The 12776-nt window shown below is 62.2% G+C and carries 10 protein-coding genes; 5 read left to right on the top strand and 5 right to left on the bottom strand.

Features of this window, described 5'->3' with window-relative positions; all coding sequences use genetic code 11:
• Window positions 1-3 precede the first annotated feature (3 nt).
• Both D3242_RS30800 and D3242_RS30795 read left to right on the top strand, forming a co-directional pair.
• Window positions 4-795, top strand: a complete 792-nt coding sequence (locus D3242_RS30800) for an ATP12 family chaperone protein (RefSeq protein ID WP_064982880.1) — start codon at window positions 4-6, stop codon at window positions 793-795.
• A 183-nt stretch (window positions 796-978) separates the two neighbouring features.
• Window positions 979-2868, top strand: coding sequence for an MFS transporter (locus D3242_RS30795; protein ID WP_069092115.1), 1890 nt, complete (start codon window positions 979-981; stop codon window positions 2866-2868).
• Window positions 2869-2949: 81 nt separating this feature from the next.
• On the opposite strand, the gene D3242_RS30790 is transcribed toward D3242_RS30795, so the two are convergent.
• Complete coding sequence (locus D3242_RS30790) at window positions 2950-3141, bottom strand: DUF2735 domain-containing protein (protein WP_019857985.1); 192 nt, start codon at window positions 3139-3141, stop codon at window positions 2950-2952.
• A 316-nt stretch (window positions 3142-3457) separates the two neighbouring features.
• On the opposite strand from D3242_RS30790, the gene D3242_RS30785 reads away from it, so the two are divergent.
• Complete coding sequence (locus tag D3242_RS30785; protein ID WP_010909300.1) at window positions 3458-4498, top strand: glutamine synthetase beta-grasp domain-containing protein; 1041 nt, start codon at window positions 3458-3460, stop codon at window positions 4496-4498.
• Between the two features lie 112 nt (window positions 4499-4610).
• Here the strand turns inward: D3242_RS30785 and D3242_RS30780 are convergent, their stop codons facing one another.
• From D3242_RS30780 to D3242_RS30765, 3 genes are all read right to left on the bottom strand, one after another.
• The gene (locus tag D3242_RS30780; RefSeq protein ID WP_317452340.1) at window positions 4611-4775 is read right to left on the bottom strand and encodes a P1 family peptidase; all 165 of its coding nucleotides are present in this window, start codon (window positions 4773-4775) and stop codon (window positions 4611-4613) included.
• Between the two features lie 696 nt (window positions 4776-5471).
• A complete protein-coding gene (gene glnA, locus D3242_RS30770; RefSeq protein WP_010909302.1) occupies window positions 5472-6881 on the bottom strand; it encodes a type I glutamate--ammonia ligase in 1410 nt (469 codons plus the stop codon).
• Window positions 6882-6943: 62 nt separating this feature from the next.
• Window positions 6944-7282, bottom strand: a complete 339-nt coding sequence (locus D3242_RS30765) for a P-II family nitrogen regulator (RefSeq protein ID WP_006205430.1) — start codon at window positions 7280-7282, stop codon at window positions 6944-6946.
• A gap of 356 nt (window positions 7283-7638) precedes the next feature.
• Between D3242_RS30765 and D3242_RS30760 the strand changes: the two genes are divergently transcribed.
• Window positions 7639-9177 (top strand): bifunctional ADP-dependent NAD(P)H-hydrate dehydratase/NAD(P)H-hydrate epimerase, encoded by a 1539-nt coding sequence (locus D3242_RS30760; protein ID WP_064982885.1) that lies wholly within the window; start codon window positions 7639-7641, stop codon window positions 9175-9177.
• Window positions 9174-11174 carry a hypothetical protein gene (locus D3242_RS30755; RefSeq protein WP_064982887.1) on the top strand — a complete coding sequence of 667 codons (2001 nt, stop codon included), beginning with the start codon at window positions 9174-9176 and terminating at the stop codon, window positions 11172-11174. The genes D3242_RS30760 and D3242_RS30755 overlap by 4 nt, the downstream gene beginning before the upstream one ends.
• A gap of 36 nt (window positions 11175-11210) precedes the next feature.
• On the opposite strand, the gene D3242_RS30750 is transcribed toward D3242_RS30755, so the two are convergent.
• Window positions 11211-12743: an acyl-CoA carboxylase subunit beta gene (locus D3242_RS30750; RefSeq protein ID WP_064982888.1), complete on the bottom strand. Its 1533-nt coding sequence runs from the start codon at window positions 12741-12743 to the stop codon at window positions 11211-11213.
• Window positions 12744-12776 lie beyond the last annotated feature (33 nt).

The raw sequence follows: 12776 nt of genomic DNA, 5'->3' as shown, positions 1-12776 counted from the left end.
TTCATGCGTGACATCCTCAACGACCTCGAAGCGGGCAAGTATCTTTCCGATCCGGATCCGGTCCGCCGCGCCCAGATTCAGATGAAGACGCCGCTGCCCAAGCGCTTCTACAAAACCGCTTCGGTTGTGCCGATAGAGGGAGGTTTTGCCGTGCATCTCGACGGCAAGCCGGTGCGCACGCCGGGCAAGGCGCTGCTGGCGCTGCCGACCGAGGCGGCGGCAGTGCTGGTTGCAGGCGAGTTCGCGGAACAGGGCGAGACGATCAATCCGGTGACGATGCCGGTGATGCGCCTGGTCAACACTACCATCGACGGCGTTGCCAACGATCCGCAGGCGGTGCTGGAAGACATACTGCGGTTTGCCTCATCGGATCTGCTCTGTTACCGCGCCGACGCTCCCCAAGGGCTGGTCGCGCGGCAGAACGAGCAGTGGGATCCGGTCATCGATTGGGCGCGCACGACATTGGGGGCTCGCTTCAACCTTGCCGAGGGCATCATCCATGTCGAGCAGCCACGCGAGACGATCGCCGTTCTGGGCAGTCATCTCAATCAGCGCGCCGAGCCGCTGCGGTTGGCCGCCATCCACCTCATGACCTCGCTGACGGGTTCGGCGCTGCTGGCGCTGGCGGTCGATTTCGGCGAGCTCGATGCCGAGACTGCCTGGGCCGCCGGCCATGTCGACGAGGACTGGCAGATCGAGCATTGGGGGCAGGACGCCGAAGCGGTCGCGCGCCGTGCCGCCCGCAGACGCGATATGATGGCTGCCGTCAGCCTTCTCGAGGCGCTCAAGGGTTGACCCTGCGGCGATTGCCGCGCCGCACCTAATACCAAAGTCATAATCCCATCGTCGCTCTGCCGTCGGCGGGCGCTTTCTGTCATTTTTCCCGTGATGGCCCGGCATTTCCGAGTCCGCGTTCGGAGGAGAGCGCTGACACTGGCGCCCGCCATCGAGGACAGCGTCTCACGGGAGGACAACTCAATGGCAATGGCATCGACCGCCGGCAGAACGAGCCGCGGCATGACTCGGGAAGAGAAGAAGGTCATCTTCGCTTCCTCACTCGGCACCGTTTTCGAATGGTACGATTTCTATCTCTACGGTTCATTGGCGGCCTTCATTGGCTCGACCTTTTTCAGTCCGACCATTCCGGAGGCGACGCGCAACATCTTCGCGCTGCTGGCTTTTGCCGCCGGTTTTCTCGTCCGCCCGTTCGGCGCCCTGGTGTTTGGCCGTATCGGTGACCTCGTCGGCCGCAAATATACCTTTCTCGTCACCATGACGATCATGGGTCTGTCGACCTTCCTGGTCGGCTTGCTGCCCGGTTATGCGACCTTGGGTATCGCGGCTCCGGTGATCCTGATCGTGCTACGCATGTTGCAGGGTTTGGCCCTCGGCGGCGAATATGGCGGTGCGGCGACCTATGTCGCTGAGCACGCGCCTGACGACCGTCGCGGCTTCTACACGTCGTGGATCCAGACGACGGCGACACTTGGCCTGTTCCTGTCGCTGATCGTCATTCTGATTGTTCAGGGCTCCTTGAGCAAGGAAACCTACGCCGCTTGGGGCTGGCGTATTCCGTTTATCGTCTCCTTCGTGCTGCTCGCCGTCTCGATCTGGATTCGACTGTCTCTCTCGGAGTCTCCGACCTTCCAGAAGATGAAGGACGAAGGTAAGGGCTCGAAGGCACCGCTTTCGGAAGCCTTCGGTCAGTGGAAGAACGCCAAGATCGCACTGCTGGCGCTGCTTGGCCTCACTGCTGGACAGGCCGTCGTCTGGTACAATGGCCAGTTCTACGCGCTGTTCTTCCTGCAGAACGTACTGAAAGTCGATGCGCAGTCGGTCAACATCATGATCGCGATCGCGTTGGCACTCGGCTCGATCTTCTTCGTCGTGTTCGGCTGGCTCTCCGACAAGATCGGCCGCAAGCCGATCATCATGGCTGGCCTTGCGCTCGCCATCGTCTGCACCTTCCCGTTGTTCAAGGCATTGACCTGGGCCGCCAATCCGGCACTCGCCAAGGCGCAGCTGAATACAAAGGCAACGGTCACGGCAGCACCCGGCGACTGCAAGTTCCAGTTCAACCCGGTCGGCACCGCCAAGTTCACGACGTCATGCGACATCGCGACTTCGTTCCTGACCAAGAACTCGGTTCCCTATGACGTGGTATCGACGGCGGCAGCCGGTACGGCTGCTACCGTCAAGATCGGCAACGAGACGGTGTCGTCCTACGACGCGGTCGCCGCTGGCGATCAGGCCAAGGCCAAGGACGCGGCCTTCGTCAAGGCGGTCAACATGTCGCTGCAGGACGGCGGGTATCCGCTCAAGCGTGCGGCGATCAAGGTAGCGGACCAGAAGCTCGACGCCTTCGTCGCGGCCAATCCTGAACTCAAGCTCGACGCGGCTGCCATTCGCGGCGGCGAAAAGACCGCGGTGCCGATCGATCAGGCGGTCAAGGACAAGTTGTTGACGTCGGAGGAGGCCGCCGGCGCGCCAGAGGTCACCGTCTACAACATACCGGGCGGCGGTGCCTTCGCCATGTTCGCCGATCCGGCCGCCGTGAACTGGCCGATGACGATCGGCATCCTGTTCATCCTGGTCCTGTTCGTGACCATGGTCTACGGGCCGATCGCGGCGATCCTGGTCGAGATGTTCCCGACCCGCATTCGTTACACCGGCATGTCGCTGCCCTATCATATCGGCAATGGCTGGTTCGGCGGTCTGTTGCCGGCAACAGTCTTCGCGCTCAGCGCCTACAAGGGCGATATCTACTATGGTCTGTGGTATCCGGTGGTGATCGCGGCGATGACGCTGATCATCGGCATGATCTTCGTCAAGGATACGCTTGGCACCGACCTACACGGCAAGGAATAGCCTAGCCGTCATCGGCCAAGAGAAAGCCCGGCGTGATCGCTCACGCCGGGCTTTTCCATGTCTGAGACCCGAAGAAGCGGATCAGCTCTTTGGCTGATTATCTTCCTCGATGGCCGCCTCGTGATACCAGCCGTCAAAATCGGCGTACGTGTAGCGCAACGAGGCGACCTCTGCCGCGAATTTCGCCTTTGCGCCTAAATTTGAGGCAGATTTGCGCGCTGCCAGAGGGAACATCAGAATTTTTGCCGACGGACGGGAGGGGACGACTTCCATGGGCGGTCTCCTTTCTTTTTCAGGAGCTTGTCGATTCAGCTTTCCTACAAGATAAGTCCTGCGATTCCTTTAGGCAATATGCCTACGAAAAGATCAGCAATTGCCTAATATTTATGCATAATTCGCGTTTGATTGATTTGGACCCAGTGCTGAGGCGGCTCAGCAAATTCGACGCGATATCCCTGCCATTTTGCCGCACCCGCCGAAGTCGGAGTGGCACATGAATTGCATTGTAGGGATCGGCAGCGCCGGCTGCCGACGGCAGACGCGTGTCGAGGCCGTTTGGTGTTCGGTGAACAAGCAACGAGAGGCTAGAATGACGAAATACAAGCTCGAGTACATTTGGCTCGATGGTTACACCCCGGTCCCCAACCTTCGCGGCAAGACGCAGATCAAGGAATTCGCGGAATTCCCGACGCTCGAACAGCTGCCGCTGTGGGGCTTCGACGGTTCCTCGACCATGCAGGCCGAAGGCCGCAGCTCCGATTGCGTGTTGAAGCCTGTGGCGCTTTACCCGGATCCCGCCCGCACCAATGGCATTCTCGTCATGTGCGAGGTCATGATGCCCGATGGCGTCACCCCGCATGAATCGAACAGCCGCGCGACCATCCTCGACGACGAGGACGCCTGGTTCGGCTTCGAGCAGGAATATTTCTTCTACAAGGACGGTCGCCCGCTCGGCTTCCCGGAGAGCGGTTATCCCGCGCCGCAGGGTCCGTACTACACCGGCGTCGGCTACAAGAACGTCGGCGACGTCGCGCGCAAGATCGTCGAAGAGCATCTCGACCAGTGCCTTGCTGCCGGCATCAACCACGAAGGCATCAACGCCGAAGTGGCCAAGGGCCAGTGGGAATTCCAGATTTTCGGCAAGGGCTCCAAGAAGGCCGCCGACCAGATCTGGATGGCGCGCTACCTGCTCCTGCGTCTGACCGAGACTTACGGCATCGACATCGAGTTCCACTGCAAGCCGCTCGGCGACACCGACTGGAACGGCTCCGGCATGCACTGCAACTTCTCGACCAAGTTCATGCGCGAAGTCGGCGGCAAGGCCTATTTCGAAGCCCTGATGGCGCAGTTCGACAAGAACCTGATGGACCACATCGCCGTCTACGGTCCGGACAACGACAAGCGCCTGACCGGCAAGCACGAGACCGCGCCGTGGAACAAGTTCAGCTATGGCGTCGCCGACCGTGGCGCCTCGATCCGCGTGCCGCACTCCTTCGTCAAGAATGACTACAAGGGCTATCTGGAGGACCGTCGTCCGAACTCCCAGGGCGACCCCTACCAGATCGCCTCGCAGGTGCTGAAGACGATCTCGCAGGTTGCGACCGACGCTAAGGTCTCGGCCGCCGCCTGATTGTTTTCGCGGCGCGGATCGCAAGGTCTTCGCCGCGACCAGAACTCGACAACAAAAAGCCCTGGCGGAAACGCCAGGGCTTTTTCGTGTTTGCGAGGCGCGTCTGCCGTTCTCAACCGGCGACAGCCCCACGTGCCTTCAGCGCCGCCAGCACCTTGGCATGGGGCAGAGCAGGGCTCCGGTTGCCGTCGCGGCCGATCATGTCATCGTTGGCGACGAGCGCGTTGAGCACCGCCTCCTCGGTCGCCTGTACGACGGCTGCGTAGAAATCGTCCATGCAGGATAGGCGTCGCCCTCCGACGCCCTGTCCTTGCGAGAATCCCGGCCTTCGCCGTGATTCTTTTTTGCAGTGCTGGCCGGCGAAGCGAATACCCCCAAAAAAAGTCAGGTTGAAAAGGCCAGGGCAAATACGCCGGATGGAGAGGCTTTTGGCTGATGCTGCTTGCCGCCACTGGTGTCGTACGCTCTCGACTTCGTCGAAAAAGCCCGGAAAACGGCGTGTTCCGGCTCATCCGCACTCCAACGATCCCCAGTATAAGCCTCTGTTCATACATCGAAATCGGCGATTTATGCATTCGTCGGGCGACGTTGACAGATCACGCTGCGGCATGCGTATTCGTGGCCATGGGTTACGCCAAAGCGATGCTGTTCGAACGGGGCGGGGTTTCTTGAACGACGGCATTGGCGGGGGCGCCGGACGAGCGGGCATTGCAGCCTGAGGCAGTGCGCCGCTCGCTCCTGGCGTTCGATTGCGCGCTCGAAACTGCCACGCACCAGCCTTCATTTGCGATTTCCGCCGGCGGCCACGAAGCTGGCAAGTCGCGCCATCAAACGATGCTTTGGAACCGAGCGAGAGTGTTCGCGCTTGCGTGGCTGACCACTCGCGCGCTCATCGATGCGCATTGACGACAGCAAAAAGCCCTTGAAGGCGGAAATCCTTCAAGGGCCTTTTCAACGCTATCGGTACGGGTTCTTACACCGAATAGTACATGTCGTATTCGACCGGATGCGGGGTCATTTCGAAGCGCATCACCTCAGCCATCTTCAGTTCGATGTAGCTGTCGATCTGGTCGTCGTCGAAGACGCCGCCGGCCTTCAGGAAGCCGCGGTCCTTGTCGAGGCTCTGGAGGGCTTCACGCAGCGAACCGCAGACGGTCGGGATCTTCTTCAGCTCCTTCGGCGGCAGATCGTAGAGGTCCTTGTCCATCGGCTGGCCGGGGTGGATCTTGTTCTTGATGCCGTCGAGGCCGGCCATCAGCATGGCGGCGAAGGCAAGGTAAGGGTTCGCGCCCGGATCGGGGAAGCGGACCTCGACGCGCTTGGCCTTTGGCGACGAGCCGAACGGGATGCGGCAGGAGGCCGAACGGTTGCGCGCGGAGTAGGCGAGCAGCACCGGCGCTTCATAGCCGGGCACCAGACGCTTGTAGGAGTTGGTCAGCGGGTTGGTGAACGCGTTGATCGCCTTGGCGTGCTTGATGATGCCGCCGATGTAGAACAGGCAGCTTTCCGACAGGCCGGCATATTCATTGCCGGCGAAGGTCGGCTTGCCGCCTTTCCAGATCGACTGGTGGACGTGCATGCCCGAGCCATTGTCGCCGAAGATGGGCTTCGGCATGAAGGTGGCCGTCTTGCCATAGGCGTTGGCGACCTGGTGCACGACATACTTGTAGATCAGCATCTTGTCGGCGTTGCGGACCAGCGTGTCGAACTTGATGCCGAGTTCGTGCTGCGCAGCCGCGACCTCGTGGTGATGCTTTTCGACGCGCACGCCCATTTCGGCGAGCACGGTCAGCATCTCTGAGCGCATGTCCTGCGCACTGTCGATCGGCGGCACCGGGAAATAGCCGCCCTTGATGCGCGGGCGGTGGCCGAGATTGCCGGTCTCGTAGTCGGTGTCGTCGTTGGACGGCAGTTCGGTGGAGTCGAGCTTGAAGCCGGTGTTGTAGGGATCGGCCTTGTACTTGACGTCATCGAAGACGAAGAACTCGGCTTCCGGGCCGACGAAGATCTGGTCGCCGATGCCTTCCGACTTCATGTAGGCCTCGGCCTTCTTGGCCGTGCCGCGCGGGTCGCGGTTGTAGGATTCGCCCGAGACCGGGTCGAGGATGTCGCACAGGATGACCATGGTCGACTGGGCGAAGAACGGGTCCATGTGGACCGTGTCCGGATCGGGCATCAGCACCATGTCGGACTCGTTGATGGCCTTCCAGCCGGCGATCGAGGAGCCGTCGAACATGACGCCATCGGCAAACATGTCTTCCTCGACCTCCACGACATCCATCGTCACGTGCTGCAGCTTGCCCTTCGGGTCGGTGAAGCGCAGGTCGACGAATTTCACGTCGTTGTCCTTGATCTGCTTCATGATGTCTTTGGCTGTCGTCATGTCATGTATCCCTGTTTGATGACGTTTTTTGATGGATGACGTTTCTTAGAAGGCTGGTCGCGTCAGACTGCGTCCATTCCGGTCTCACCGGTGCGGATGCGCACGACTTCCTCGATATTGGAGACGAAGATCTTGCCGTCGCCGATACGGCCGGTCTGGGCCGCCTTGCGGATGGCTTCGATGGCGCCTTCGACCGCGTCGTCGCCGAGCACGACCTCGATCTTCACCTTCGGCAGGAAATCGACGACATATTCGGCGCCACGATAGAGTTCGGTATGGCCTTTCTGACGTCCGAAGCCCTTGGCCTCGGTTACGGTGATACCTTGCAGTCCGGCCTCCTGAAGCGCTTCCTTCACTTCGTCCAGCTTGAATGGCTTGATGATCGCTTCGATCTTTTTCATGTAAAAAGTGGCCTCCACTGCCAAAAAAACGGGTTGTGAACCCCCGCTTGCGCCTCCATCAAGCACGAACTGTGCCAGATAGCTGGATTCGAAGCGGTTTCATACGATTTCCAACCCATGCCGCACCGAGATGCAAATTCGCGTCATTCACTGCATCGGATGCGGCATGGCCTGCTGAAGCCTACACAGTCCCCATGCTTGCGTCCGCCTAATAATTAGGCGGAATGCTCATCTGGTGTGCGCTTTTTGCCTTGATGCCCGCCTTGGTGGCATGGCCGCAGTTGCTGATGCGCTCCTCTTTGTTTGCTTCGGCTCGAAAACTGGACAATGCTTGATCGAATGCGGATCGGCAATCCATGAGCGATGAACTTCTTACTTCCGCCGAAATGGGCGAGGCGGACCGGCTGACGATTGCCGCCGGCCCGGTCGACGGCATCGGCCTGATGTGCCGCGCCGGCGAAGCGGTCGCGGGCGAAGTTCTCAGGCGTTACCCCTCAGCGACCCATGTCCACGTGCTGTGTGGTCCCGGCAACAATGGTGGCGACGGCTATGTCGTCGCCCGTATCCTGGCTGACAGCGGCGTTGCCACGACGATCTGGGCGTCCGGTGCGCCGAGGCCGCGAAGCGACGCAGCACTTGCCGCGGCACAGTGCCCGATCGCGTCCCGGCCATTGTCCGGGTTCGAAGCCGAGCCTGGCTCGATCGTGGTCGATGCGCTTTACGGGGCAGGGCTGTCCAAACCGCTGTCCGGCGATGCCGCCAGGGCGGTGGCTGTCGCCACCGATCGGCGTTTGCCGGTTGTCGCGGTCGATCTGCCCTCGGGCGTTTCCGGCGACAGTGGCAAAGTTTTGGGCGTGGCATTTACCGCCGCCGTCACCGTGACCTTCGCGCGCAAGAAGCCAGGCCATTTGCTCCTGCCTGGCCGTGAGCGATGCGGCGAGATCGTGCTTGCCTATATCGGCATCGGCGATGACATCATCGCACGGCTCCAGCCCCGGACGTTCGAGAACAGGCAAGTGCATTGGCTGCGCGATTTCCCGGTGCCGGCTGTCGATGCACACAAGTACAAGCGCGGCCATGTCGGCGTCTTTTCCGGCGGGCCGAGCGCTACCGGGGCGGCGCGGCTGTCGGCGCTTGCCGCGGCTCGAAGCGGGGCAGGGGCGGTGACCGTGCTGTCGCCGGGCAACGCCATGCAGGTCAATGCCGGCCATCTGACCTCGATCATGCTGCGCAAGACCGATGATGTCGCGGACATCCGGGAATTTGTCGGCGAACGCCGGCCTTCGGCCTTCATCCTTGGTCCGGGCTTCGGCGTTGGTGACAAAACGCGAAGCTTTGGGCTGGCGCTCCTCGCCTCCGGACAAGCTCAGGATGCCGCCACACAGGTCGATGGCCTTGTGTTCGACGCTGACGCGATCACCGCGTTTCGTGAGGCGCCAGAAATCTTGTTCGAAGCGGCGCGCCGGCCGAATGCACCGGCCCTGGTGATGACCCCGCACGAAGGGGAGTTCGCCAGGCTGTTTCCTGATATCGCCGATGACAATGCCTCGTCCAAGCTCGACAAGGCGCGCGCGGCGGCCGCACGTGCCAATGCCGTTATCGTCTACAAGGGCGCTGACACGGTGATCGCTGCGCCCGATGGCAGGGCGGCGATCAATTCCAATGGCGCGGCGTGGCTTGCCACTGCCGGGTCTGGCGACGTGCTGTCCGGCATATCAGCCGGTCTGCTGGCGCAAGCCATGCCGGCGTTCGAAGCGGCCTGCGCGGCGGTGTGGATCCATGCCGAGGCCGGCAGCCGGTTCGGACCGGGGCTGATTGCCGAGGATCTGCCGTTGGCGCTGGTGCCTGTGTTGCGCGAACTGGTCGAAGCACGTCGCAAGGTGCCCGTCGAATGAAGCGTTTCGCGCTCGCCGTCGCGGCCGTCATCGCGCTATTTGCATCGCAAGGCGTGCGCGCCGAGCAGCCGGTGACCATCGTCGACGATCCGGCGGTGCTCGCCGCCCTCGATGCCGGGGGTTTTGGCTTCGCCGGCATTTTCGCCGTCGATGGCGAGGACAACCTGAAGACACTCTATGAAAGGGCGCCGGCCTATCATGCGGTCGTCGATACGGCGGCATCAGACATTGCCACGCTGCGCGCCGAGATGAAGGCCGGCGGGCGCACGCTCTACGAGGTGACCGACGCCAATGTCGGCCGCATCATGGATATGCGCTGGCTGAAGACGGAGGCGGCGCGCTTCCGGCTGGTCGGCGTCGTCAACCGGCTCGACCGGCGTGATTTCGCTGCCCTGGAAGGTGACAAGAGCTGCGGCGAGGTGCGGTTCATCTATCGCCTGGCCTACAGTTTCAAGAAGGACGGCAAGGTCCTGGCCTCCCGGCTGCCGTTCAACTTCAACGCCGTCTACCGTGCGGCACCCGATGCCGACGGCGGCTGCGTCGGCGTTGCCGGGCGCTGGACGCCGCAACTCGATGAGAGCGTCGATGCCGGCTGGCTGACCGGTGGGCCGCTGGAGCGGGCCGGTCTGACCTTCAAGCAGCTTGAACTCAATGCGCAGATCGTGCGTTTTCCCTCCGGCCAGGAGACCGAATTCGGCGGGCAGGCCGCCTATCTCATGCGGATATTCGGCATCGATGGCGCCGCCGTCAGTGAGAAGCCGCTGGAGAACACGCCGGACACCCCACGGCTCTCGCAAGACGCAGCGCTCAAGAAAAAGCTCGCCGATTATGTCAGCGCCAATGTCGGGGCGGTCGATCTCGGCGTCTACGAACTCCCCAGCGAATTCCTGGCGAAGAAGGTCATCTCATGGTCGACCTTCGGCAGCGCAAGACAGGCCAACCATCCGTTCACGCCGCTGTTCAAGCCCACGGATTTCGCCGGCCTGGACTATGCGGCGCTGAAGCTGGTGCGCACACCGGAGGCACTGGTCGAGCGGCTGGACAATGGCGCCTGCCAGGGCTGCCACCAGGCGGGCTCCACGGCCGGCTTCCACTTCATCGGCCTCGACGACAGCACGACATCACCGCTCAATCGCATCGAGGTCGGTATCTCGCCACATCTGCATGCCGAGGTCCCCCGGCGCCAGGCCTGGCTGCGCGCAACGCAAGAAGGCAAGGAGCCGAACCGGTACCGGCCGCTGTCCTTCGCGCCGCCAGCCACATGGAGCGATGCCGGCGAAATCGACTACGCGCCGGCAGAAATGGCGATGCCGTGCCTGATGCCGGACGATGCCAAGCGTTTCGGAGCGACCTGGCGATGCGGTGGCGGTACGGTCTGCACGCCGCTGGTGGCCGCGTCCGGCGTGCGCACCACTCTGGCGCAGTGTCTGTTGCCCAAGGACAGCGAAAGGATGTTCTCCGGCCATCCCTGCCTGAACGGGTCGATCGCCAGCAACCAGTCGCAGCCCTTCAACGATCGCTACAAAATTACCGGCCAGTTCGCCGCCTTCGCGCCGGGGATTTCGCGGACAGCCTATACCTGCCGGCCGCCCAAGATCGGTGTGCCGGCCGGCATCGCCTACCGCGCTTGCGACGACAAGGATCGCAGCTTCGCCGCCTTCAAGAAGGGCAAGCCGATGCCGAACGAAATCTGCGGGCTGGTCGGCGGCAAGAAATTCGATACTTGCGTGGCGACCAACAATTTCGACCAGTGCCTCGGCGGCGCAGTCAATCGCGGCAACCGGCCGGCCTGCTCGGCCGATCATTTCTGCCGCGAGGACTATATGTGCCAGTCGCTACCGCCGGACACGCCGGGCGCTCCTAAAGTGAAAGGCATCGGCTTCTGCTCGCCGACCTATTTCATCTTCCAGATGCGCATCGACAACCACGCGACACCCTGGGCGAGCGCTACCAGCATGCCCAGGGACGCTGGGTTCGGCGCGACTGAGGAGGAATGAGCGGCTACTGCTTCCCGGTAAACGCCCTTCGGCGGCTTACAACGGGATGTTGTCGTGCTTCTTCCAGGGGTTCTGCATGTCCTTGTTGCGCAGCATCCGCAGCGCCCGGGCGATGCGGCGGCGGGTCGAGTGCGGCATGATCACCTCGTCGACATAGCCACGCTCGGCGGCGACGAAGGGCGACAGGAAGCGATCCTCGTAAGTCTTTGTATGGGCCGCGATCTTGTCCGCGTCGCCAATGTCCTTGCGGTAGATGATCTCGACCGCGCCTCTCGCGCCCATCACCGCGATCTGCGCCGTCGGCCAGGCATAGTTCATGTCGCCACGCAGATGCTTTGACGCCATCACGTCATAGGCGCCGCCATAGGCCTTTCTGGTGATGACGGTGATCTTCGGCACGGTCGCCTCGGCATAGGCGAACAAGAGCTTGGCGCCGTGCTTGATCAGCCCGCCATATTCCTGCGCGGTGCCGGGCAGGAAACCAGGAACATCGACAAAGGTGACGATCGGGATGGAAAAACAATCGCAAAAACGCACGAAGCGTGCCGCCTTGCGGCTGGCGTCGGAATCGAGCACGCCGGCCAGCACCATCGGCTGGTTGGCGACGAAGCCGACCGTGCGGCCCTCGACGCGCCCGAAGCCGGTCACGATGTTTTTGGCGAAACTCTGCTGGATTTCGAAGAAGTCACCCTCGTCGGCGACCTTCAGGATCAACTCCTTGATGTCATAGGGTTTGTTGGCGTTGTCGGGAATCAGCCGGTCGAGCGACAGATCGTGGTCGGTGACCGACTGGTAGCATTCGATCTCGGGAATGTCCGATGTGTTCGAAGCCGGCAGCAGGTCGACCAGCCGGCGCATCTGCAGAAGCGCCTCGACGTCGTTGTCGTAGGCGCCGTCGGCGATGGAGGATTTGGTTGTGTGCACCGAGGCGCCGCCGAGGCTTTCGGCCGTCACCGTCTCATTGGTGACGGTCTTCACCACATCCGGGCCGGTGACGAACATGTAGGAGGTGTCGCGCACCATGAAGATGAAGTCGGTCATTGCGGGCGAATAGACGTCGCCGCCGGCGCATGGACCCATGATCACGGAAATCTGCGGAATGACGCCGGAGGCCAGCACGTTGCGCTGGAAGATTTCGGCATAGCCGCCGAGCGCCGCAACGCCCTCCTGGATGCGCGCGCCGCCGGCATCGTAAAGCCCGATGATCGGCGCGCGGTTGCGCAGCGCCATCTCCTGCACCTTGATGACCTTTTCGGCATGCGCTTCCGACAGCGAGCCGCCGAATACGGTGAAATCCTTGGCGAAGAGGTAGACCGGACGACCGTTGACCGTGCCCCAGCCGGTGACGACGCCATCGCCGGCGATCTTGGTCTTCTCCATGCCGAAATCGGTCGAGCGGTGTTCGACATACATGTCGAACTCTTCGAACGAGCCTTCGTCGAGGAACACCTCGATGCGTTCGCGCGCGGTGAGCTTGCCCTTTTTGTGCTGGGCGTCGATGCGCGCCTGGCCGCCACCCATGCGGGCGATGTCGCGCCGGCGCTCGAGTTCCTTCAGCACGTCCTTCATCGCTCGGTCCCCCATGCGCGATACTTCTTGGCA

Origin of the sequence: Mesorhizobium jarvisii, from assembly GCF_003601985.1 — a bacterium.
GTDB lineage: Bacteria > Pseudomonadota > Alphaproteobacteria > Rhizobiales > Rhizobiaceae > Mesorhizobium > Mesorhizobium jarvisii.
Note: the sequence above shows the minus strand (reverse complement) of the source record. Positions and strands in the feature narration are given on the sequence as shown.